Origin of the sequence: Cellulomonas cellasea (assembly GCF_006538745.1) — a bacterium.
GTDB classification, from domain to species: Bacteria; Actinomycetota; Actinomycetes; order Actinomycetales; family Cellulomonadaceae; genus Cellulomonas_A; species Cellulomonas_A cellasea.
In genome coordinates, this window is sequence record NZ_BJLR01000008.1 from 1 (window position 1) to 21756 (window position 21756).

The 21756-nt window shown below is 74.8% G+C and carries 21 protein-coding genes; 7 read left to right on the forward strand and 14 right to left on the reverse strand.

Translation table 11 applies throughout. The features are described from left to right. Both CCE01nite_RS03125 and CCE01nite_RS03130 read left to right on the forward strand, forming a co-directional pair. On the forward strand, positions 1–171 hold a 171-nt coding region (locus CCE01nite_RS03125), incomplete at its 5' end, for a sigma factor-like helix-turn-helix DNA-binding protein (protein WP_281282363.1). Beyond that, positions 158–1039 carry an anti-sigma factor gene (locus CCE01nite_RS03130; RefSeq protein ID WP_034633148.1) on the forward strand — a complete coding sequence of 294 codons (882 nt, stop codon included), beginning with the start codon at positions 158–160 and terminating at the stop codon, positions 1037–1039. The genes CCE01nite_RS03125 and CCE01nite_RS03130, both read left to right, overlap by 14 nt. Before the next feature lie 127 nt (positions 1040–1166). Here CCE01nite_RS03130 and CCE01nite_RS03135 read toward each other — a convergent pair whose 3' ends face one another. Continuing rightward, a complete protein-coding gene (locus CCE01nite_RS03135) occupies positions 1167–1307 on the reverse strand; it encodes a hypothetical protein (protein WP_034633147.1) in 141 nt (46 codons plus the stop codon). A gap of 211 nt (positions 1308–1518) precedes the next feature. Between CCE01nite_RS03135 and CCE01nite_RS03140 the strand changes: the two genes are divergently transcribed. After that, positions 1519–2871: a YeiH family protein gene (locus tag CCE01nite_RS03140; RefSeq protein ID WP_211254589.1), complete on the forward strand. Its 1353-nt coding sequence runs from the start codon at positions 1519–1521 to the stop codon at positions 2869–2871. Here the strand turns inward: CCE01nite_RS03140 and CCE01nite_RS03145 are convergent. From CCE01nite_RS03145 to CCE01nite_RS03160, 4 genes are all read right to left on the reverse strand, one after another. Beyond that, the gene (locus tag CCE01nite_RS03145; protein WP_034633146.1) at positions 2856–3779 is read right to left on the reverse strand and encodes a LysR family transcriptional regulator; all 924 of its coding nucleotides are present in this window, start codon (positions 3777–3779) and stop codon (positions 2856–2858) included. The two genes, CCE01nite_RS03140 and CCE01nite_RS03145, sit on opposite strands and share 16 nt — an antisense overlap. An 81-nt stretch (positions 3780–3860) precedes the next feature. Beyond that, positions 3861–4715 carry a transporter substrate-binding domain-containing protein gene (locus tag CCE01nite_RS03150; RefSeq protein ID WP_052104334.1) on the reverse strand — a complete coding sequence of 285 codons (855 nt, stop codon included), beginning with the start codon at positions 4713–4715 and terminating at the stop codon, positions 3861–3863. Then, the gene (locus CCE01nite_RS03155; RefSeq protein WP_141371963.1) at positions 4712–6130 is read right to left on the reverse strand and encodes a putative bifunctional diguanylate cyclase/phosphodiesterase; all 1419 of its coding nucleotides are present in this window, start codon (positions 6128–6130) and stop codon (positions 4712–4714) included. The genes CCE01nite_RS03150 and CCE01nite_RS03155 overlap by 4 nt, the downstream gene beginning before the upstream one ends. Next, positions 6057–7523 (reverse strand): CHASE domain-containing protein, encoded by a 1467-nt coding sequence (locus CCE01nite_RS03160; protein WP_141371964.1) that lies wholly within the window; start codon positions 7521–7523, stop codon positions 6057–6059. The genes CCE01nite_RS03155 and CCE01nite_RS03160 overlap by 74 nt, the downstream gene beginning before the upstream one ends. A 256-nt stretch (positions 7524–7779) precedes the next feature. On the opposite strand from CCE01nite_RS03160, the gene CCE01nite_RS03165 reads away from it, so the two are divergent. Continuing rightward, positions 7780–8079, forward strand: coding sequence for a type II toxin-antitoxin system VapB family antitoxin (locus CCE01nite_RS03165; protein ID WP_034627795.1), 300 nt, complete (start codon positions 7780–7782; stop codon positions 8077–8079). After that, positions 8076–8723 carry a LytR C-terminal domain-containing protein gene (locus CCE01nite_RS03170; protein ID WP_052103864.1) on the forward strand — a complete coding sequence of 216 codons (648 nt, stop codon included), beginning with the start codon at positions 8076–8078 and terminating at the stop codon, positions 8721–8723. Before CCE01nite_RS03165 ends, CCE01nite_RS03170 begins: the two co-directional genes overlap by 4 nt. A 54-nt stretch (positions 8724–8777) precedes the next feature. On the opposite strand, the gene CCE01nite_RS03175 is transcribed toward CCE01nite_RS03170, so the two are convergent. Continuing rightward, positions 8778–10109, reverse strand: a complete 1332-nt coding sequence (locus CCE01nite_RS03175) for a uracil-xanthine permease family protein (RefSeq protein ID WP_034627793.1) — start codon at positions 10107–10109, stop codon at positions 8778–8780. A gap of 182 nt (positions 10110–10291) precedes the next feature. On the opposite strand from CCE01nite_RS03175, the gene CCE01nite_RS03180 reads away from it, so the two are divergent. Next, positions 10292–11581, forward strand: coding sequence for a glycosyltransferase 87 family protein (locus CCE01nite_RS03180; protein WP_052103862.1), 1290 nt, complete (start codon positions 10292–10294; stop codon positions 11579–11581). Here CCE01nite_RS03180 and CCE01nite_RS03185 read toward each other — a convergent pair. The 4 genes from CCE01nite_RS03185 to CCE01nite_RS03200 all read right to left on the reverse strand — a co-directional run bounded on the left by CCE01nite_RS03185 (position 11518) and on the right by CCE01nite_RS03200 (position 17935). Beyond that, positions 11518–13650: a glycosyl hydrolase gene (locus CCE01nite_RS03185; protein ID WP_141371965.1), complete on the reverse strand. Its 2133-nt coding sequence runs from the start codon at positions 13648–13650 to the stop codon at positions 11518–11520. The genes CCE01nite_RS03180 and CCE01nite_RS03185 overlap by 64 nt on opposite strands. Further along, a complete protein-coding gene (locus tag CCE01nite_RS03190; RefSeq protein WP_034627790.1) occupies positions 13647–14408 on the reverse strand; it encodes an HlyD family secretion protein in 762 nt (253 codons plus the stop codon). Before CCE01nite_RS03190 ends, CCE01nite_RS03185 begins: the two co-directional genes overlap by 4 nt. Beyond that, the gene (locus tag CCE01nite_RS03195) at positions 14405–16135 is read right to left on the reverse strand and encodes a glycosyltransferase family 2 protein (protein ID WP_034627788.1); all 1731 of its coding nucleotides are present in this window, start codon (positions 16133–16135) and stop codon (positions 14405–14407) included. Before CCE01nite_RS03195 ends, CCE01nite_RS03190 begins: the two co-directional genes overlap by 4 nt. A gap of 852 nt (positions 16136–16987) precedes the next feature. Then, complete coding sequence (locus tag CCE01nite_RS03200; RefSeq protein ID WP_034627785.1) at positions 16988–17935, reverse strand: LLM class F420-dependent oxidoreductase; 948 nt, start codon at positions 17933–17935, stop codon at positions 16988–16990. Positions 17936–17976: 41 nt separating this feature from the next. Between CCE01nite_RS03200 and CCE01nite_RS21165 the strand changes: the two genes are divergently transcribed. Further along, the gene (locus CCE01nite_RS21165) at positions 17977–18147 is read left to right on the forward strand and encodes a hypothetical protein (protein ID WP_169743999.1); all 171 of its coding nucleotides are present in this window, start codon (positions 17977–17979) and stop codon (positions 18145–18147) included. Between the two features lie 34 nt (positions 18148–18181). Here the strand turns inward: CCE01nite_RS21165 and CCE01nite_RS03205 are convergent, their stop codons facing one another. The 4 genes from CCE01nite_RS03205 to CCE01nite_RS03220 form a co-directional block, all read right to left on the reverse strand. Next, the gene (locus CCE01nite_RS03205; protein WP_034627783.1) at positions 18182–19120 is read right to left on the reverse strand and encodes an Fpg/Nei family DNA glycosylase; all 939 of its coding nucleotides are present in this window, start codon (positions 19118–19120) and stop codon (positions 18182–18184) included. 74 nt (positions 19121–19194) lie between these two features. Further along, positions 19195–19404 carry a hypothetical protein gene (locus tag CCE01nite_RS03210; RefSeq protein ID WP_034627781.1) on the reverse strand — a complete coding sequence of 70 codons (210 nt, stop codon included), beginning with the start codon at positions 19402–19404 and terminating at the stop codon, positions 19195–19197. Positions 19405–19458: 54 nt separating this feature from the next. Then, entirely contained in the window at positions 19459–20049 is a 591-nt protein-coding gene (locus CCE01nite_RS03215; protein ID WP_034627779.1) for a hypothetical protein, read from the reverse strand. Between the two features lie 401 nt (positions 20050–20450). Next, on the reverse strand, positions 20451–21551 hold the full coding sequence (locus CCE01nite_RS03220) for a hypothetical protein (protein ID WP_141371967.1): 1101 nt from the start codon (positions 21549–21551) through the stop codon (positions 20451–20453). Positions 21552–21756 lie beyond the last annotated feature (205 nt).

Consider the following 21756-nt stretch of genomic DNA (forward strand, 5'->3'; position numbering starts at 1 on the left):
CTCGGCGAGCCGCAGCGCACGATCCTCGCGCTCGCGTTCTACGACGACCTGACGCACGACGAGATCTCCCGGCGGCTCGCGCTGCCGCTCGGGACCGTGAAGAGCCACATCAGACGCAGCCTGCTGCGTCTGCGCGACAGGTTGGAGGTGGTGGAAGGTGGAGCACGTTGACCCGGAGGTCCTCGCGCTGGCGTCGCTGGGCGAGCCGCTCGACGAGCACGAGCGCGAGCACCTCGCCACCTGCCCGCAGTGCTCCGACGAGGTCGCCGCGCTGTCCGAGGTCGTCGCCGTCGGCCGCTCGTCGGCGCCCGGCGACACGCTCGTCGCACCGCCCCCGGCCGTGTGGGGCCGGATCCGCGACGAGCTCGGGCTCGACCCCGCGCTCGTGCCCGGGGGTTCCGGCCCCGCGACCGGGCCCGCCACCGGCACGGGCGGCGGCGCCGGGGCTGCGGCGCCTGGCTCCTCGGTGACGGTCTCCTCGACGGCGGGGTCCCCGGCTGCGGGCGACCCGACCTCGGGTGCCGGGACCGCCGGAGAAGACCCGTCCCCGGCGGACGGCGCCTCCGCGGGCGACGGTCTCGCGCCGGTCGTCGCGCTGCGGCGCCGGCGGACGGCGTGGGTCGCGGCAGCGGCCGCGGCGGGCCTCGTGGTCGGCGCCGTCGGTGGTGCCGTATGGATGGACCGCCTCCGGGCCGACGAGCGTGCGGCGGTCGTCGCCGAGGTCGCGCTCGACGCGTTGCCCGGCTGGTCCGCGAGCGGGGACGCGTTCGTCGAGCAGGCCTCCGACGGCACCCGGACCCTCGTCGTCACGCTCGAGGGCGAGGTGGACGACGGCGGCTACCGCGAGGTCTGGCTCATCGACCGCGACGTCACCAAGCTCGTGAGCCTCGGCGTGCTCGAGGGGTCCGACGGCCGGTTCTCGATCCCCGCGGGGCTGGACCTCGCGGAGTTCCCGGTCGTCGACGTGTCGGAGGAGCCGTTCGACGGCGACCCCGCGCACTCGGGCGACAGCATCATCCGGGGCGTCCTGCCCGCGTGACCGGCGCCTGACCGGCCGGCCGACGACGGCGGGCCGCGGTCGCTGGTCGGCGGCGGCGCGCGCCGCGGTCGGCGGTCGGGCGCGTCGCGTGCGCCGACCCGGCGGGCGGTCGGGTCGCTGCGGGCGGTCAGGTGGCGGCGGTCGGCTCGTCCTCCTCGGTCATCGGCGGCTCGCCCTCGTGCGAGTCGGGCAGCGGGTCCGGGTCGACGGCGAGCGTCGGCAGGTCGGGCTGCTGGGGGTCGAAGCTCTCGGGGATGTTCTCGCTCATGCGTCCACGCTGGCACCGCGCGCGGGCGTCCGCATCCGCACGGCAGAGCGGCAGCGAACGCCGGACGCCCCACACCCGATGCCGGACGCCAGACGCGATACGGGTGGAGGAGCGCCATAGCCCGACGCTAGGTCGCGCCCATAGTTCGACACTATGAGGCCATGCGCAGCCTGGCCTACCCGCTGCCGCTCCGCACGGGCACCGTGGTCACGTGACGCTCGCACCCCCGCACCTCGGCCCGCGCCCGGCTCCGGGACCCACCGGGACACCGGCCGCAGCACCGACGGCGGCCGCGGTGCGGGTGCCACAACCCGCAGCCGCAGCCGCAGCTGCACCGGCACCGGCACCGGCACCGGGCAGCGTCCCTGCGAGCGTTCGGGCGACCGTCCCCCGCACGAGCCGCGCCCTCCTCCGCGCCCCCGCACGCCTGCGCACCCTGGCCCCCGGCCTGCTCGCCGTCGCGGGCCTCACCGCGGCGTGCCTCCTCGCGGCCAGAGCCGTGCCCGCGGTCTCGCCGCTCCTGCTCGCGATCGTCGTCGGGGCCCTCGCCCGCAACGCCGGGGTGATGCCCGCCGTCGCCCGGCCCGGGGTCGCGTGGGCCGCGCGTCACCTGCTGCGGGCCGGCGTCGTGCTGCTCGGGCTCCAGCTCTCGGTGCCCGCGGTGCTCGCGCTGCGGCCCGGCGAGGTCGTGCTCGTCGTCGTCACGGTCGCCGCGACGTTCACCGCGACGCGCTGGGCCGGCGCCCGCCTCGGTGTCGACCGCCGCACGACGCTCCTCGTCGCGACGGGCTTCTCGATCTGCGGCGCCGCGGCGGTCGCGGCGATGAGCGCAGCCGTGCCCCCGGACCGCCCGCGCCCCGGCCGGGGCACCGGCACCGGCACGAGCACCGCCACCCGCACGGGCACGCGCACCGGCACCGGCACCGGCACAACAGACCACGCGCCCGCCGGCCCGGACCGGCCCGACGACGCCGTCGCGACCGCCGTCGCGATGGTCACGGTCTTCGGGTCGCTCGCGCTCGTCGCGATGCCGCTCCTCCAGGCGCCGCTCGGCCTCGACGACCGGCAGGTCGGGGTGTGGATCGGGGCGTCGGTGCACGAGGTCGCGCAGGTCGTCGCGGCCGCCTCGGCGGTCTCGGGGGCGGCGCTCGCGGTGGCGGTCGTCGTCAAGCTCGCGCGGGTCGCGCTCCTCGGCCCGCTCGTGGCCGTCGTCGCGGGTCTCGAGCGGCGACGCGAGCGCACCCGCACGCGCACGGCAGCGGACCCGCGGGACCCGGCCGACCCCGCGGCGCCGGGGCTGCGACGCCCGCCGCTCGTCCCGCTGTTCGTGCTCGGCTTCCTCGTGGCGGTGGCCGTCCGCGGCGTCGGCGTGCTCCCCGACGCCGCGCTCGACGGCGCCCGGGTCGCGGGCACGGCGCTGCTGACGGCGGCGATGCTCGGGCTCGGCGCCGACGTGCACGTGCCCACGCTGGTCCGCACGGGCGGGCGGGCGTTCGCGCTCGGTGCGGTGTCGACCGCGGTGACGACGACGGTCAGCCTCGCGGGCCTCTACCTGCTGGCCTGACCCACCATCGCGACGAGCTCGCGCGCGGCCGGGCTGAGGTCGCCGTGCGTCCGGGTCACGAGGCGCAGGCGCCGGCCGAGGTCGAGGCCGTCGGTCGGCACCCGCACGAGCGTGCCGTGCGCGAGCTCCGCGGCGACGGCGAGGTCGGACACCACGCCGACCGCGTCGCCCTCGTGCAGCGCCGCCTTGACCGCCGCGGTCGACCCGAGCTGCGGCAGGTCCGCCGGCAGCGCCTCGCCCGCCGCCTCGATCGCGCGCTCGAGGGTGTCGCGCGACCCCGAGCCCTTCTCCCGCAGCACGAGCGAGCCGGTCGCGAGGTCGCGCGCGGTGACCGGCCGCCGGCGCCGGGCCCACGGGTGCTCCGGGTCGACCACGACGACGAGCTCGTCGCGCGCGACCGTGCGCATCCGCAGCCCGCGCAGCACCTCGGTGCCCTCGACGAAGCCGACCTCGGCCTCGCCGTCGAGCACCGCCCGCATGACGCCAGCGGAGTTCCGCACGATGAGCTCGACGGCCGCGGGCGTGCGCTCGGTGGCGTCGCTGCTGCGGCGCCGGCGCCACGCCCCGAGCCAGCCGGGCACCAGGTGCTCGGCGATCGTGAGCGAGGCGGCGACGACGAGGTGCGCGGTGCCGCCCTGGCCCCGCAGCGCCGAGACGCTCGCCTCGAACGCGTCCGACGCGGTGAGCACGTCGCGCGCCCACGCGGCCGCCGCGGTGCCGTCCTCCGTGAGCACGGAGCCGCGCGGCGAGCGGTCGACGAGCCGCAGCCCGAGCGTGCGCTCGAGCCGCCGCACCCCGGCGGAGACGGTCGGCTGGGAGTGCCCGAGCGAGCGAGCGGCGGCGCTGATGCTCCCGCTGGTGTCGATCGCGACGAGCAGCTCGAGCGACGTGAGCGAGGTCCGGGCCATCGATCGAGCCTATGCCCGGCCGGTGACGCCGGACCGGCGGGGGCGGCGGTGGCTGCCGCCGGCGCCCGATCGCGCGGGGCGTCAGGCGCCGCACACCTCGCGCACCGAGCGCCCGATCGCCGGCTCGATCTCGTCCGCGGTGAAGCCGAACGGCTCCGACAGCTCCGCGACCGTGCCGTCGCGCAGGAGCCGGCGCAGGTCACGGCCGAACGGGACGGCGAGCGCGGCGTCGGTGGGCCGGAACGCGAACGCGGAGAAGCGCTCGGCTCCTCCCGGGACCGCGAACACCCCCGCGACGCGCATCCGGCTGCCCGGGTCGCGCGCCATCCAGCGCACCGCGACCGAGCTCAGCGCGACGACGTCGACCACGCCGCCGAGGAGCGCCACGCGCAGGCTCTCGAGGTCGGGCAGCGCGAGGACCCGCACCGGTGCCAGGCCGAGCGCCGCCAGGTCGCCCTCCTCGACCGAGCCGGCGAGCACGCCGACCCGCAGGTCCCCCGCCGCGACGACGGCCTCGTAGGAGCCGAGCTCGCGGTCGTCCTCGGCCCGCACCGCGAAGCCCTGCTGCAGGCAGTTCACCGGGTCGGAGAACCGGACCTGCGCGCAGCGGTCGCGCGTGACGACGATGCCCGCGGCGATCACGTCGAACGCCCCGCCGAGGAGTCCCGGGATCAGCCCGGTGAAGTCCGTCACGACACCCTCGACCTCGTCGACGCCGAGGCCCGCGAGCACCGCGCGCGCGACCTCGACGGACTGGCCGGTCGGCCGCGCCTCGTCCGTCATGAAGCCGAACGGCTGCTCGTTGGCGATGCCGAGCCGCAGGAAGCCCGCCCGGCGCCCCGCGGCCAGCAGGTCGTCGCCGCGCGCGCACCCGCCGAGCAGCGCCGCCCCCGCCGACGCGACGCCCGCGGCGAGCACCGAGCGGCGGCTGATCACCGGACGCCCGCGGGGGCCTCGTGCCCGGACGCCTGCCCCGCGTGCCCGTCGGCGGACATCGCCCCGGCGAGCGTCCCGGGCCGGCCGAACACGTACCCCTGCGCGAGGTCGCACCCGAGCGTCCGCACGTGGCGCAGCAGCTCGACGTCCTCCACTCCCTCCGCGACGACGTCCGCGCCGAGCGCCCGGCCCACCGCGACGACCGCGCGGACGATGTGCGCCGCGCGCTCCGCGGCCTCGGGCGACGGGTCCGCGAGCCCCTGGACGAACGCCCGGTCGATCTTGAGCAGCGTCACGGGGTAGTCCCGCAGGCGCGCGAACGACGAGTACCCGGTGCCGAAGTCGTCGACGGCGACCCCGATCCCGGCGTCCCGCAGCGCGACGAGCGTCGGCAGCACCCGCTCGTCGTCGGCCAGCACGCTCTCGGTGACCTCGATCCCGAGCCAGCGCGTCGGCACGTCGAGCTCGCGGAGCAGCTCGACGATCCCGGCCGCGACGTCCGGCCCGGTGAGCTGGCGCGCCGAGACGTTGACCCACATCCGCACGTCGCTCGAGGTCCGCCGGTTGTGCTCGGCGACCGCGACGACCGCGTCGTGCATGATCCACCGGCCGAGCCCGACGATGAGCCCGGTCTCCTCGGCGACCGGGATGAACTCGCACGGCGGCACGTTCCCGCGCGTCGGCGTCGACCACCGCATGAGCGCCTCGACCGCGATCGCCTGCCCGGTGCGCAGGTCGACCTCGGGCTGGTACGCGACACCGAGCTCGTCGCTGCCGGCGGCCCGCCGCAGGTCCGCCGCGAGCTGGAGCCGCTGCCGCGCGGTGTCGCCGAGCCCCTCCTCGAACCACCGGAAGCACGCCCCGCCCGCCGCCTTCGCCCGGTACATCGCGACGTCCGCGAGCCGCAGCAGCTCGTCCCAGTTCTGCGCGCGGTCGCCGCTGTGCACGACGCCGAGGCTGCAGCCGACCGTGAACTCCTCGTCGTGCAGCACGAACGGCTCGTCGAACGCCTCGACCACCGCGCGGGCGAGCTCCTCGGTGCGGGCGCGGCTCGTGTCCGGGACGACGATGACGAACTCGTCGCCGCCGAGCCGCCCGACGGTCCCGCCGCGCGGGCTCAGCCGCTCCGCGCGCTGCGCCGCGAGCACGAGCAGCTCGTCGCCGAGGCCGTGCCCGTAGGAGTCGTTGACGAGCTTGAACCGGTCGAGGTCGAGCAGCAGGACCGCGACGCCGCGCCCGCGCGTGCCCAGCATCCACTCGGCACGCTCGCGCACGAGGACCCGGTTCGCGAGCCCGGTCAGGGGGTCGTGCATCGCGGCGTGCCCGAGCCGGCGCTCGGCGTCACGGCGCCGGGTCATCTCGCGCGCCGCGACGAGCACCGACTCGACGCCGTCGTCGAGCGGGCGCTCGGGCACCGCGCGCAGCTCGTAGAACAGCGGCCCGACGTCGACCGACGCGGTCCGCGACCCGGCCGCCGCCTCGGCCCCCCGCCCGGCGCCCCGCTCCCGCCGCCCCCGCCGCACCGGCGGCCGGCTCCGCCCCGCCGCCCGTGACCTGCGCCGCGAGGTCCGCGACCGCGGCGAGCAGCGTGTGGTGCGTGCCGAGCTCGGCGACGGGCCGCCCGGGCCAGTCCGCGGGCAGCGGCACGACGTCGAGCAGCGCCTGGTTCGCGAACAGCAGCCGCCCGTCGGAGCTCACGCGGGCGAGCGCGTCGGGCGTGCTCGACGTGATCGTCTCGAGCTCGCGCGTGCGCCGGTGCAGGTCCCGCGTGCGCGCCTCGGCGGTCGCGACCGCACGCCGCTCGGCGTCGGCCTGCACGACGAGCACGAGCGCCGCGAGCGCGGTGATGACGAGCCCCGCGGCGAGCACCGGCAGCGACACCCAGGGGGCGACGCGCGTCGAGGAGCCCGTGAGCGTCCAGGTCCGGTCGAGCAGGTCGACGTCGACGGCGGTCGCGTCGGCGGGCTGCGCACCCGGTTCCGCGACGGGGCCGCTGGTGGAGAACGTGGCGAGCTCGAGGTCCAGCTCCTCGTCGACCACGTCGACGGCGACGCCCGGGTGCAGGTGGCGCATGCACTCGCCGAGGAACGAGTCGATCCGGAACGTCACGACGGTCCACCCCGTGAGCCGCGCCCGGCGCGCGTCGACCGTGCCGGGCGGCTCCTCGCCGTCGCCGTAGACCGGCACCGCGACCGCCGACTCCGCGGCGCCCCTCCCCGTGGCCGACGACCAGAACGGTGCGCTGAGCCGCGCCTCGCCGCTGTCCCGCGCCGCCGCGAGCGCCCGCCCGACCTCGTCGACGCCCACGCCGTCGAGCAGCACCGAGCTCCCGTAGGACGCGAACTGCCGCACCACGGCCCCCGCGCCGGACGCGCCGGCCTGCGCACCCGCGCCGGGCGCCTCTGCGTCGAGCAGGTCCAGCGGGTCGATGTCGAGCGGCACCGCACCGGTCGCGCGGTCGTCCGCCGTCCCGGGCCCGACCCACAGCACGGCGCGCGTCGCGACGGAGCGGTCCTGCACGTCGAGCGCCTGGACGCGCCGCTGCCACACGTCCGGGTCCGCGGGGGCGTCCGGCGGGCCGACGAGCGTCGCGGCGAGCGCGATCCCGCGCTGCACGTCCAGGCGCGTCGGCAGCGCGTTCGAGGCGATCGCGAGCTCGCTCGCCACCTCGACCCGCTCGTGGTCGCGCAGGCGGTGCTCGTCGAGCGCGGCGGACGCGATCGAGAGCGCGACGCCCACGGGCACGGCGATCGCCGCCGCCCAGTGCATGCGGCGCCGGCCGGGTCGCGTCGGCACGGCAGATCCCATCGGCGAGCCCCCTTCGCCGGGCGCGCCAGTCGTCGCCCCCACCCCATTGATAACCGTGCCGGGAGCGGTGCGACAAACACGGCGCCCCGGATCGGGGCAGAACGGACGACGCGCACCCGAAGTTCACCCGCTCGGCGCAGGCGGCGGCGACCGGCGGCCCGTGCGCGCGCCGCCGGTAGGCCGTCCGGGGTCGTCCGCGTGTCCACTGCGCGCGCCCGCCCTCCGGGCGCCCGCCTGTGCACCTAGACTCGCGCCCGTGATCTTCAAGGCTGTGGGCGAGGGCAGGCCCTACCCGGACCACGGGCTCGTCACGCCCCGCGAGTGGGGCACGGTCCCACCCCGTCAGGTGCGCCTCGACGAGCTCGTGACGACCAAGCGCACCCTGAACCTCGACAACCTCCTGTCGGAGGACTCGACGTTCTACGGCGACCTCTTCGCGCACGTCGTGCAGTGGAAGGGCGTGATGTACCTCGAGGACGGCCTGCACCGTGCCGTGCGGGCCGCCCTCCAGCAGCGCCCGATCCTGCACGCGCGGGTCCTGGTGATGGAGTCGTGAGCGTCGACCCGGACCGCGCCCGCCAGCTGCGCCGGCGCCAGGTGCACGAGCGCCAGGCCGTCGTGTTCGGCGTGCTGCTCGCGTCGCTCGCGCTCGCGGGCCTCGGCGCGGCGGCCGTCTACACCGACACGGTCGACGTCCCGTTCCTCGCGCGCGACTTCTCGACGCCGACCCCGACCGCGGGCCTGGCCGTCGTCGCGCCCTGCCCGCCCGCCGGTGCGATGCCCGCGGCGCCCGGCGCGGTCACGGTCAACGTCTACAACGGCTCGGGCCGCCCGAACCTCGCGGGCTCGACGCTCGGGGACCTCACGACGCGCGGCTTCGTGGCCGGCGCCACCGGGAACGCGGCGCCGCTCAAGGGCGTCGGGCGGATCTCGTACGGCGCGGCGGGCGTGGCGTCCGCGTACGCGCTGTGGGACCACATCGACGAGGTCGAGCTCCAGCTCGACGCCCGTGCGGACGCGACCGTCGACCTGGCGCTCGGCGAGGGCTTCGAGGGGCTCGTCCCCGCGGACGAGGTGCTCGTCGACGCGGCCGCGCCGATCCCGGCGCCGACCGGCTGCGTGCCGCTCGAGCAGATGACGCCCGTGCCCGTCGTCGGCCCCGCTCCCGCGGCGGCCGAGGGCGAGGCCGCCGCCGGCTGAGCCGCGCGGCGCCGCGTCGAGGGGCACCCGCACGGGCACCCCTCGACGGGCTCGTCAGTGCCGCAGCTCGTCGCCGCCCGGGACGGACGCGGGGCTCGCGGGCTCGTCGTGCGTCCCGCGCCACCGCGAGAGCGTGCGCATGAGGTGGTAGATCCCGATGGCCGCCGCGGTGCCGAGCGCGATGCCCTCGAACGCGAGGTCGCCGGGCGTCCACGAGTAGTTCGCGATGCCGACCACGAGCGCGACCGCGGCGGTCGTGAGGTTCACCGGGTCGGAGAAGTCGACGCGGTTCTGCACCCAGATGCGCGCGCCGAGGATGCCGATCATCCCGTAGAGCATGGTCGTGGCGCCGCCGAGGACCCCCGCGGGGATCGTCGCGACGAGCGCCCCGAACTTCGGCGACAGGCTCAGCACGAGCGCCGCGCCGGCCGCGACCCAGTAGGCCGCCGTCGAGTACACCTTGGTCGCGGCCATGACCCCGATGTTCTCGGCGTACGTCGTGGTGCCCGAGCCGCCGCCGGCGCCCGCGAGGGTCGTCGCGAGTCCGTCCGCGAGCAGCGCACGCCCCGTGAGGTGGTCGAGGTCGGTGCCCGTCATCGCGGCGACCGACTTCACGTGCCCGACGTTCTCGGCGATCAGCACGAACACCACGGGCACGAACAGCCCGAGCACCGCGGGGTCGAACGTCGGCGTCGTGAACGTCGGCAGGCCCACCCACGCGGCGTCCTCGACGGTCGTGAAGTCGACCTGGCCCTGCAGCACCGCGGCGACGTACCCGACCACCACGCCGACGAGGATCGCGAGCCGCCCGAGCAGCCCGCGGAACAGCACCGTGACGAGGATGATCGCGAACAGCGTGACGATCGCGGTGACCGGCGCCTTCTGCACGTTGCCCCACGCCGCGGGCGCGAGGTTGAGGCCGATGAGCGCGACGATCGTGCCGGTCACGACGGGCGGCATCACGACGTCGATCCAGCGTGCACCGGCGAGGTGCACCACGAGGCCGACGACCGCGAGCAGCGCCCCGGTGACGAGCACGCCGCCGAGCGCGACGGACTGCCCGCCCGACGCGGTCGCCGCACCGATGGGCGCCAGGAACGCGAAGCTCGACCCGAGGTAGCTCGGGAGCCGGTTGCCGGTGATCAGCAGGAAGCCGACCGTCCCGACCGCCGAGAAGAACAGCGTCGTCGCGGGCGAGAACCCGGTGATGAGCGGGACGAGGAACGTCGCCCCGAACATCGCCACGACGTGCTGCATGCCGATGCCGACGGTCCGCGGCCAGCTCAGGCGCTCGTGCGGCTCGACGACGGCGCCCGGGCGGACGGTCCGGCCGTCGCCGTGCAGCTGCCATCCGGCGAACCGCCGACCGGTCGTGCTCGTGCTCACGTGGTGCTCCTTCTGCTGTCGCGGGCGCCCGCGCACCGGCGGCACCGGTCGCGGCGGGGCTCAGCGAAGACTAGCGACGGCAGCGCCCGGCCGTGCGGGACCGTCCTCCGCGCGGCGCTAGGGTGTGCTCGCCCGGCGCAGCACGACGCCCGGACCCGCCCCAGCACCGCCCGGAGGTCCCCGTGCGCACGCCCACGCACCTGCGCTCGCGCGCCGCGCAGGTCGTCGCCCTCGTCGTCGCGTTCGTCGCCGTGCACGCCTGGCTCGCGTGGCTCGGCGCGGTCCGGCTCCCGCTCGAGGCCTTCTACGACCTCGAGCTCTACCGGTTCTGGATGTGGCAGGGCCTCGAGACGGGCACGTGGCCGGTGCTCGACGGCGACTGGGTCTACCCCGCGGGGGCGCTCGTGCCGCTCGTCGTGCCGGGCCTGGTCGACGCGGTGGACACCCGGACGTACATGCTTGCGTGGGCCGCGCTGGTCACGGTCCTGAACGGGCTCGCGCTGATGCTCCTGCCCCGCCCGCGCCGGGGCGCCTCGACCGCCGGCGCGTGGTGGTGGCTCGCGTTCCTGGCCGCCCTGGGGCCGGTCGCGATGGGCCGCCTCGACGCGGTCGTCGCGCCGCTCGTCGTCGTCGCGCTCGTGCTCGCCGCGCGCCGGCCCGCGGTCGCCTCGGCGCTGCTCACGTTCGGCGCGTGGGTCAAGGTCGCGCCCGGTGCGCTGCTGCTCGCGCTCGTGCTGGTCGCGCGGCGCCCGTGGCGCGACGTCGTGCTGCCGCCCGCGGTGGTGTGCGCGGTCGTGGTCGGCGCCGTCGCGCTCGGGGGCGGGCTGCCGCACCTCGGCAGCTTCCTGACCGAGCAGGGCGCGCGCGGGCTGCAGGTCGAGTCCGTCGGCGCGACGCCGTGGATGGTCGCGGCGCTCGTGACCCCGAGCGTCGAACGGAGGCTCAACGAGGAGCTCGTGACGTACGAGGTGCACGGCCCGGGCGCGCAGCTCGCGGCCGACTCGCTCGGGCTCGCGCTGGTCGTCGCGCTCGCGGCCGTGACGGCTCTGCTGTGGTGGGCACGACGACGCGCCGGCACCTCGGTCGCCGTGGAGGCGTTCGTGGTGCGCGGCGCGCTGCTCGTGGCGACGACCCTCATCGTGTTCAACAAGGTCGGGTCGCCGCAGTTCGTCGGGTGGCTCGCGCCGCCCGTGGTGGTCGCCCTCGCCCTGCGGCTGCGGGGCTGGCAGGTGACCGCGGTGCTCGTGCTCGTGGTCGCGGCCCTGACGCAGGTCGTGTTCCCGACCGGGTACGACTCCCTGCTGGGCGGCGACCCGGTGGTCACGGTCGCGCTCGTGCTGCGCAACGCCCTGCTGGTCACCCTCCTGGTGGTGACGGCGCGTGCCGTCGTCCACCAGGAGGGCCGACCTCAGGAGGCGGGGAGCGAGGGGACCCCGCCGGACTCCACCGCGGCGATCCACGCGAGCAGGTAGGCCCGCGAGTTGCCGTCGTCGATCCACTCGTCCGAGAGCTTCAGGGACTCGTCCCACGCCGTCGCGGCGTCCTCGGGCCCGGCCAGCGCCGAGTACGCGAGGATGTAGTCCGAGAACTTGGCCTCCCAGCCGTCCGGCGTGCCCTCCGCGACACGTGCCCGGATGCCCTCCGGGTCGCCCGCGAGGTAGCCCGAGACCGGGCTCATCGGCAGGAGCAGGATGCCGAGCATCGCGCCCGGGTCCGGGCTGAACCAGGTGGCGTAGTCACGCTTGCCGCCCCAGTTGAGCGAGACGACCTCGTGCTCGAAGCCCTCGAAGACCGGGTGCTCGAGGTCCGGGTCGGTCCAGTACGCCTTGGTCGAGGCGGCCTCGGCCGAGGTCAGCCACGTGGCCTGCACCCCGAGCTCGTCCTGGCCCGACGTCGCGGCCCACAGGCCCAGCCCGTTCCAGGCGTTGATCGCCTCGGAGCTCGACTCCTGGTTGTTGCCGTCCGCGAACGGCGACGTGCCCGACGCCCACGCGTGGCCCGCGTACACGTCGAAGTTGCGCAGCTCGGGGAACCACTCCGACGCGGTGACCGCGGCGATGTCCTGCGCGAGCACGTCCATGACCGGCGCGAGCTGGTCCCTGAGGCCCTCGTCGTCGGCCGCGAGCAGGCCCGCCGCCGCGAGGAAGTAGCCGTAGTGGAAGTGGTGGTCGTTGAACTCGTCCGACCCGAAGGACGGCGTGAGCCCGACGACACCCTTGGCCGCGTCGTCGTACACGAAGCAGCGTGCGTCCTCGGTCGCGCAGCGCGCCGGGTCCGCCCACTCCAGGAGCGTCTCGGTGACCTTCTCGCGGAGCGGGGCCACGACGTCCTCGGCCCCGACCTGCTCGCCCAGCACGACGAGCGTCGCGGCGCGGTTGAGCGCCTTGCCGCCGAAGTACGTGTCGGACGGGAACGGGACCGTGGACTCGACGTCCTTCGCGACCTGCTCGCGGATGACCGTGAGCTTGTCCTCGGGGACGTCGGCCAGGTCGAGCTCGCCCTGCGGCTCGACCGTCGGCGCCCACGTGGTGAGCGTCGAGCCGGCGCAGAGCTCGAGCGTGCCGTACACGCTCGCGTACTCGCCGATCGCGCAGTCCGCCCGCTCGGGCTGCTCGCCCAAGCGGTGGTGCGGCATCGTCACGTACGCGGACGGGCTGCCCGACGCGGTGACGTAGCCGATCGTCGTGCGGGCGACCTGCTCGTTGACGCCGTAGGACAGCTCCGACCCGACGACCGGGTCGGCCGCCGCCGCGGCGAGCGCCGTGAGCGCCTCGTCCGACGCGTCCTGCGGCAGCGGGTAGACCGTCGCCGAGGCGCCGGCCTCCAGCGTCACGCTGCTGCCCTCGAGCGCGCCCTCGGGCGTCACGAGGCCGTAGTCCGAGCCGTCGGTCGTCGCGGTGGCGACGCTCGTGCCCTCGGCGGCCGTCGCACCCGCGGCGGGCGTGAACGCCGCGTCGAGCGTGAGCGACGCCCCCGAGTCACCGGCCGTGAACGACGCGAACGGCGAGCCCTCGGCGATGACCACGGTGCCGAGCACCGCGCCCTCGCCGTCGAGCAGCTCCATCGAGACGGTCGCGGTGTCGTACGCGCTGATGCGGACGTCCTGCGCGCCAGCGTCGACCGTCACGCCCGGGACGTGCGGCGCGACGATGGCCTTCTCGCTCGTGACCGGCTTCGGCATCCCGACGCCGAACCCGGAGTCGGTCAGGCCGAACGACGCCGGCAGCGGGAACACCGGCTGCGGCTCGTCACCGAAGACGAGGCCGCTGAACCAGCGGTTCGTGGGGGGCACGAGGCCCTCGGCGAGGCGGACGGGGGCGATCTTGGCGACCGCCTTCTGCTCCAGGCCCTCGACGAGCGCCTGGGTGTCGACCTCGGGGAGGTCTGCGTCCTCCGGACCCTCGACGCTGGCCGCTCGCGCGACCCCCGCCTGGTTGGTGCTGCCGCCCGTCCCGCGGCCTCCGAGGAGGACGACCGCGGCGACCACGACGGCGACGACTGCGGCGACGATGCCGATGACGGTCCCTCGACGGGCCGTCACTCACCGCTCCCGAAGAGGCCCTTGACGGACGTCGAGACGCCGTCGAAGACCTCGTTCACGGAAGCCTGCACGTCGGTCACGACGCCGTCGTTCTGGAGCTGGAGCTCCGCGTTCACGGGGGTGCCCGCGGCCATGAGGCCGTTGGCCTTGCCCGGGACGAGCTTGTCGCTCTCGACGGTCACGATGGCCTGCGCCTTGCTCGCGACGGTCTGCACCTCGATGCCGGCGACGCGGCCGGCGACGGTCTGCTCGTTCGGCAGGACGATGGTGACCTGGGCCTCCTCGTCGATGCGGGCGTACTCCTTGGCCGTCAGGGTGTACTCGGCCTTGACGTAGAGCGAGCCCTCCTTCTCGACCTGGGCGAGGACCGCGGCGGCGGGGACGAACGTGCCGCGCGTGGCCTCGATCCTGGCGACCGTGCCCGGTCCGGTCGCGAGGACGACGACCTGGCCGGCCTCGTTGATCGTCTGGCCGGGCGTGGGGCCGGGGGCGAAGCCGATCGACACGTCGTGGCGGAGCGTGGCGCTGTCGATCACGAAGAGCGGGGTGCCCTCGGTGACGGCGTCACCCTGCTCGACGAGCTGGTCGACGACCAGGCCCGCGTACTGCGAGCCGACGGCGTAGGTCTTCGACTCGATCTGCGCGCTCGAGCTCGTGGCGATCGCCTTCGAGTCGTTGAGGTAGAAGGTCAGCCAGGCACCCAGCGCCAGAACGGCGACGAGCCCCAGGGTCAGGCGGAATCGATTGGCCCAGGTCATGCGGCACCTCCGGTGGTAGCTCCGACGAGCACGGCCTCACGCGGCGCCTCGAGCTGCGCGGACGCAGTCTCGGGCTTCTGCTTCTTCGCGGCGGCAGCGGCTCTCTTGTTGCGGCGCGCCTCCTGGGCGGCCGTCAGGACGAATGCGCCCAGGATCACGGTGTTGGTCGCGTTCCAGGCGAGGGCGAGCGAGAAGTAGCCGTTCCCGAGGTCCTTCCAGACCGCGACGACCGTCGTGATGAGCAGGAAGGCGAAGAACCACACCTGCGGCATCATGAACGTGAACGGCGAGCTCACGGCGCCCTTCTGACCGGTCACGTGCCACTTCTGCTCACGCTTGAAGACGGCGTTCACGAGGGCACGGACATAGATCGGGAAGGACACGGCGGCGAGCATCAGCACCTCGAACCGGAACGAGCCGAGCGTGTAGAACGCCACGACGATCTGCATCCCGTAGAAGCCGGCGTAGAACAGCAGCCAGTTCCCGAGCGTCAGGTCCAGGTTCATCGGTGTGAGGTTGAAGAAGATCTGCAGCGGCGGCACCAGGAGCAGCAGGAGCGGGCAGATGCCCGTCAGGTAGTGCGTCGCGGTGACGAAGTACTGCAGGCGCTGGTCCATCGTCAGCTTGCGCTTCCGGGACAGCGGGTTGTGCGTGAGCATGATCTCGAAGCCGCCCGTGGCCCACCGCAGCTGCTGCTTGGTGTACGCCTCGACGGTCTCCGGGGTGTCCCCGACGGCGAGCGTCATGGGGATGAAGATCGTGCGCCAGCCGCGCTCGTGCAGCATGAGCGAGGTCCAGACGTCCTCGGACTTCGAGTCCGAGTACATGCCGCCGACGTCCATGATGGCCGTGCGGCGGAAGATGACGTTGGTGCCGACGCAGAACGCGGCGTTGAACCGGTTACGGCCCGGCTGGATGAACCGGTAGAACACGGCCTGCATGTAGCCGGCGCCGCGCGAGATGAGGTTGTGCAGGTTCCCGTAGGTCTGCGGCGTCTGTACGAAGGCCACGTCGTCGTCCGCGAAGAACGGCACGGTCTCGTAGAGGAAGTCCGGCAGCGGCACGAAGTCGGCGTCGAAGATGACGAAGAACTCGCCGCTCGTGATCGACAGCGCGTAGTTGACGTTGCCGGCCTTGGCGCCGTTGCTCGTGAGGCGGCGCACGTAGCGCGCCCCGAGCTCGGCGGCCAGGTCGCGGACCTCGTCGGAGCGCCCGTCGTCGAGGACCCAGGTGAGGTGCTCACCCTTCATCGCGACCGCGGCCGTGACCGTGCGCCGGATGGTCTCGATGTCCTCGCCGTACGTCGTGATGAACACGTCGACGGTGACCGGGCGGTCCTTGATGTACATGCGCCACTGCTCGGGCGCGCTCTCGGCCCGGCGGCGGATGATCTCCGCCATGTCGTACAGGGTGTCCTGCGCGTGGTGGAAGGCGAACCCTCGCGGGTTGTGCCCGCTGGACAGGATCGTCCACATCGACAGCAGCGCCTGGGTGATCAGGACCACCTCGGCGACGATGACCATCGAGTAGGGCAGCCAGTCGCCCCGGTTGGCCGGGTCCAGGAGGAACACGGCGTAGACGAGGATGCCCGCGCTGGCGAGCAGCACGAGGAGCATCAGGGACGGCGACTGGGCCGCCTCGTTCTCCGGGTTGCGTGCCGGAGCGGTGCTCGGGTTGTCGGTCCTGCGTGGCTCGGTCATGAGCCGGTTGAACGTTGTGGTTGCCATAGAGAGCCCCCGCGGTCGCGTTTCACGTGTGGGCTTCGAGGACTTGCTTTCCTCGTCGCCTGGTGCGACGGCTTCGCTGGCGTCAGATCGCCCACGGCGGGGATGCGTTGGGTGTCGTCAGATCCGATTCCGGCGAGCCGGACAGATCCGGAACATTCCCCCGTGGTGCTTCGAAGTTACAGGCGGACGAGTCGCCCTGCCCAGGGCGTGCTCACGTGCCCTGCCTCACAGGAAGCATCTGGGAAAGCGCTCTCCTCCGCTTCTTGCGCAGGTCATCGGGGGTTCCGGCGTGCGCCCAGGATGTCGGAATTAGCCCGTTCTCATCTCGCATGCCGAGACGGATCACCCGGACGTGGCGGGACTGGACGGGTGTCCAGGGCTCTCCGGCGGGTCAGGCGACGCCCCAGGGCCACGCCTCCTCGCGTCGGCACGAGGCCGGTCCGAGGACGAGGGCAGCGCGCTGACCTGGACGGATGTCCACACCGCGCGCCCACCGTGCGCGCGCGGCGCCACCTGTCCTCGGGGTGACCTCGCCGTGACCGTGCCATGACCTGCCGGTGTCGGCCGGGCGGCCGACCGCGGGAGCGGGCTCGCCCCACGAGCCCGGGACCGTCGAGGGAAATGACGGACGCATGGGCCGGAGAATACGAACGGGCTGCGGGGCGGACTATCCGGTCCCGCTGCCCGCACAAAGGCAGTCACGGGAAAGAAATGGTCATTCCGGGACGGCTCGCGCGTACCCCGGCACGGCACGCTCCGGGCACTGCGCGCTCGGACCCGGCCGGCCCGGGACGCGCCGAGGGCCCGCGTGCGGCGCACACGGGCCCTCCACGACGCCGGCCGCCCGGCGGCTCAGCCGAGCTGCGGGACGACGTCGCTCGCGACGAGCGCGAGGTGGTCGAGGTCCTGCAGGTCGAGCACCTGGAGGTAGACCCGCGAGATCCCCAGCTCCGCGAGCACCCCGAGCCGGTCCACCATGGCCGTCGGCGTCCCGGCGATCCCGCGCGCGCGGGCCTCGGCCGGGTCCCACCCGACCGCTGCGGCGCGCCGCTCGACCTCGGCGTCGTCCTTGCCGCCGCACAGCAGGAACACCGCCGAGAAGATCATCGACGCCGGGTCCCGGTCGATCGCGCGGCACGCGGCCCGCACCCGGTCGAGCTTCTCCCCGACCTCGTGGAGCTCCGGGAACACCACGTTGAACTCGGCGGCGTGGCGCGCGGCCAGCGCCGGGGTCCGCCGCGGGCCGTTGCCGCCGACGATGACCGGGACGCCCGCCCGGGTCGGGTCGAGCGGCGACGTCTGCACGGGCTTGGGCAGCGCGGGCGAGCTCGTGAGCGTGTAGTGCGCACCCTCGTAGGAGAACCGCTCGCCGACCGGCGTGCCCCACAGCCCTGTCACGACGTCGAGCTGCTCCTCGAGGATCCCGAAGCGCTTCTCGGGGAACGGGATCCCGTACGCGGCGTGCTCCTGCGCGAACCACCCCGCGCCGAGCCCGAGCTCGACGCGCCCGCCCGACATCTGGTCGACCTGCGCGACCTGGACGGCGAGCACGCCCGGGTGCCGGAACGTCGCCGACGAGACGAGCGTCCCGAGCCGGATGCGCGACGTCTCCCGGGCGAGGCCGGCCAGCGTCGTCCACGCCTCGGTCGGCCCGGGGAGGCCGTCGCCGTCCCCCATGCGCAGGAAGTGGTCGGAGCGGAAGAAGGCGTCGTAACCGAGCTGCTCGGTCGCGCGCGCCACCGCGAGCAGGTCGTCGTACGTGGCCCCCTGCTGGGGCTCGGTGAAGATCCTCAGGTCCATGCGGAGCAGCCTTTCACGGCGCGCCGAGTACCGTCGGGTCGGTGAGATCCGTGCGCTGGGCGAGCGTCGCGACCGTCGTGGGCTGCGCGGTCGTGACGCTCGTGTGCGTCGCCGCGGCCGCCCGGGGACGCACCTGGGCGCTCGTGCCGGGCCTCGTGGCCGCGGCCATCGGGTTCCGCGAGCTGCGTGCGCTGCAGCGCGGGGTGCGCTGACGGGACGGGCGCCTCCTCGGGTCCGCCGGCAGGGTCAGACCTGGCAGACCGGGCACCAGTAGAGCTTGCGGGTCGCCATGTCCTCGACCTGCACCGCGGTGCCGCACACGTGGCACGGCAGCCCCGCCCGGCGGTAAACCCAGTGCCGCGCGTCGCGGTCGACGAGCGCACACGCCCGACCGGCGTCGTCGAGGTCCTCGCGCGTGAGCATCACGCCCGTGCGGATCCCGTCCGCGAGCAGCACGGTCCAGTCCTCCCAGATGCCGCGCACGACCTCGCGCGGGACCCGGCGCCCCGGCGTGTGCGGCTCGAGGCGCGCCCGGAACAGCAGCTCCGCGCGGTACACGTTGCCGATGCCCGCGACGACGGACTGGTCCATGAGCAGCGCCCCGACCGCCGTCGAGCGCGACGTCACGGCGTCGACCACCTGCTCGCCCGCGGCCGCGAGCGCCACCGGGTCGTCGAACGCGGCGGGGTCGGGCCCGAGCCGGGCGGCGGCCGCCGCCGCAGCACCGGGGTCGAGCACCTCGCACGCCGTCGGCCCGCGCAGGTCCGCCGCGGTCTCCTCGCTCAGCAGCCGGACGCGCACCTGCCCGACGGGCGCGGGCGGGAACGTCTCGTCGACCCCCGCCGGCTCCGCGAGCTCGCTCTCGCCCTCGCCGACCCGCACCGCACGACGCACGCGCGGCGCACCGAGGCTCGCGAGCGGGGCGAGCCCGTCGTCGAGCGGCGTGACCCGCCCGTGCAGGTCCCACGCGCCGTAGAGCCCGAGGTGGACGCGCAGCACGAGCTCGCCCTCGAACTCGAGGAAGAGCTGCTTGCCCACCGCGCGCGACGCGACGAGCATGCGGCCGTCGAGCCGCTCCGCGCCGGCGGCGAACCGTCCCTGCGGCGACGTGACCCGCAGCCGGTGCCCGACGAGGTCGCGCCCGAGCTGGCGCGCGATGCGGTGGACGGTGTGGCCCTCGGGCACGTCGCCTCAGGCCCGCCCGCGCGACCGGGGCCGCAGCGTCGCTGTCGTCATGCGCGGTCCGGTCCCGGGACCGCTCAGGGCTCGAGGATCGACGGGAGGATGACCCCGAGCGTCGAGGCCAGGATGCCGCCGCCGAAGATGAGCCCGGACTGCTGGTCGAAGCCGACCGCCATGATCCAGAAGCCCGCGAGGAAGATCGCGAACGTCAGGACGAACAGCACGATCCCCTTCGCCCGCTGCGGCGTCGCCTCGTGATCGGGAACGCCCGCACCGTCGTTCGACATCTGATGAACCCCTTCGGACCGTGGACCGTGGAAAACCGACCGGGCAAGTCTCCCCTACGCGGGCGCCGGACGCGAAGCCGGGCCCGGGCTCCGTCCGCTCACGTCGAGCCACGGTGCCGGCGGGAGGTCGGGGCTGAACCGGCCCCGCAGGAGGTTGACCCCTTCGAGCGCCGGCAGGCCGGTCAGCACGTCGGCGTGCACGAGGTCGCCGTTCATGTAGAGCGCGACGCGCCGGAGCCGGCGGCACCCCGCCAGCGGGCGCAGGTCCACGACGTTGTCGAGGATCTGGTTGCCCCTCGGGTTGTTGATGATGAGGTACTCGAGGTGCGCCATCTCCTCGAGGCCCTCCAGGGACGCCACCCCCGCACCGTCGACCTCGAGCTCGACCAGCGCGGACGGCGGCTCGTCCGTGCGCAGGTCGAAGTCGGTGACCCGCAGACCCCGTGCCATCTCGAGCCGCACGTGCGTCAGCCGCGCGCAGCCGGAGAGCGGCGCAAGGGACGGCACGGTCATCTTGCCGAGCACGAGCGACCGGAGCTCCCGCAGCTCGGACAGCGGCCCTGCGACGTGCCCCTCGTCGATGGACGCCCCCTCGACCCGCGGCAGAGCCGAGGCCGGGATCGGCGCCGCGAGGTTGCCGAGCACCGTGAGCGCCTCGACGTCCCGCAGCGCCTCGACGGGGATCGCCGGGATCCGGCGACCCGGCGACCCGGCGACCCGGCGACCAGATGGTCAGGTCGCGCGGCCGGAGCTCCGCGAGCCAGTCGAGGCTCGCCCCACGCCCACGCACCGTGCCCGCGAGGAGCTGAAGACGCACGACGCCCTCGTCACGGATCCGGCTCAGGTCCTCGCGGGACGGGACCTCGTCGAGCACCGCGAGCCGGTCGTGCCCGGCGTTCTCGAAGCTGACACCCACGTCGTCCCCCTCGTCCGTGTCTGCTCGCACACCCCTCGCCCCTGCGGGTCCCGCCCATGCCTGGCCACGAGACCCCGACGGGCCGCCGTGCCGGGTGCGGCGCCTGCTCCGCCGGACGTCGGTCGTCCCGTCAGGCCAGGGCCTCGCGCGACGCGGCCGGGCGACGGAGCCGCGCACGCACCGTCCCGAGGTCGGTCCGGCTCGGCAGCCAGGGCACCGCGGCCGCCGTCCGCGGGTCCGACCCGTAGACGAGCAGTGCCAGGAAGACACCGTAGACGGGCAGGTGGCCGACGACCTCGGTCGTGCCGAACAGGAGGAGCGTCGCGTTGAACGGCACCATCGCGACGAGCACCGCGACCTGCGGCATCGCACCCGAGAGCACGAGCAGCCCGAACAGCAGCTCGACCCCGCCGGCGACCGCGATGAAGACGTCGGGGCTCACCGACAGCCCGACGAGCGCGAAGACGTCGAGCTGTGGGTACTCGTGCAGGGTGTTGCGTGCGAGCTCGGGGTTCGTGAACTTCTCGCTGAACGCGAGCGAGACGAGCGCGACGGCGACCCCGATCCGCAGGAGCAGGAGCGCGCCGCGCAGCCGCTCAGGGCTCGGGTCGACGCGGCCGAGCGTGCCGTCCGACGGCGGGAGGACCGCGAGGAAGCCGGCGATGCCGAGCAGGCCGGCGGTCTCGAGCAGCGCGACCGGACCGGCGGCCAGGAGCGCCGGGGGGCCGAGGAGCACGACGCCCAGCGCGGCGTACCGGAGCCGGACCCCGGTCACGAGCCAGATCCCCACCGCGGCCTGCACGACCCCGGCGAACGACCCGCCGGGGACGTCCTCGAGCGGGAGCGACGGCGTGAGGAACGCGCCGGTCACCGAGAACGCGAGCAGCGAGACGCCGAGGTGGATCGCGAGCAGGCGCGGGACGTACGGCGTGAGCCGGCTCAGCGGGCGCAGGAACCCGAGCTCGGGCCGCGGGAGCCGGCCCGCGACGAGCCGCCACACGAGGGTGACCGCGATCGTCACGGCGGTCAGGGCCAGCGGCAGCGCGGAGAAGAAGAAGCCCCAGTCGCCGCCGTCGGCCGGCTCGGCGAACCAGCGCTCGTGCGCCGACGCGGGCGACGCACCGCCGGTGAGCGTGAGGGCGGACAGGGCGGCGACCGCGGCGGCACGGCGGCCGACGGTGCGCCGGCGCGGGGTGCGACGGGTGGTCGCGGGAATCACGGTGGTGGTCATCGGTGGCCCCAGGTGTGTGCGGAGTGCCGGTGGTGAGCGGCACCCGCAACGCTAGGAACTGGACGGCCGTCCGGCCTGGGACCTCCGACCTGGACGGGCGGTCTGCCCGTGCGAGATCTGGACCGCCGGACCGTTCGGACGCACGCTCGCGCCGTCCGGCAGGCCGACCGTGGGGGGCGTCCTCCAGGAGGAGGACGCCCCCCCC

What these genes read in the sequence shown, in the direction of transcription:
- CCE01nite_RS03210 (WP_034627781.1), bottom strand. Translation starts at nt 19,404, where the DNA reads ATGTCGAACGACGGTGCGGGCGTTCCCGATCACGAGGCGACGCCGCAG.
- CCE01nite_RS03160 (WP_141371964.1), bottom strand. Translation starts at nt 7,523, where the DNA reads ATGGGATCTGCCGTGCCGACGCGACCCGGCCGGCGCCGCATGCACTGG.
- CCE01nite_RS03220 (WP_141371967.1), bottom strand. Translation starts at nt 21,551, where the DNA reads ATGACCACCACCGTGATTCCCGCGACCACCCGTCGCACCCCGCGCCGG.
- CCE01nite_RS03195 (WP_034627788.1), bottom strand. Translation starts at nt 16,135, where the DNA reads ATGGCAACCACAACGTTCAACCGGCTCATGACCGAGCCACGCAGGACC.
- CCE01nite_RS03135 (WP_034633147.1), bottom strand. Translation starts at nt 1,307, where the DNA reads ATGAGCGAGAACATCCCCGAGAGCTTCGACCCCCAGCAGCCCGACCTG.
- CCE01nite_RS03200 (WP_034627785.1), bottom strand. Translation starts at nt 17,935, where the DNA reads ATGGACCTGAGGATCTTCACCGAGCCCCAGCAGGGGGCCACGTACGAC.
- CCE01nite_RS03145 (WP_034633146.1), bottom strand. Translation starts at nt 3,779, where the DNA reads ATGGCCCGGACCTCGCTCACGTCGCTCGAGCTGCTCGTCGCGATCGAC.
- CCE01nite_RS03190 (WP_034627790.1), bottom strand. Translation starts at nt 14,408, where the DNA reads ATGACCTGGGCCAATCGATTCCGCCTGACCCTGGGGCTCGTCGCCGTT.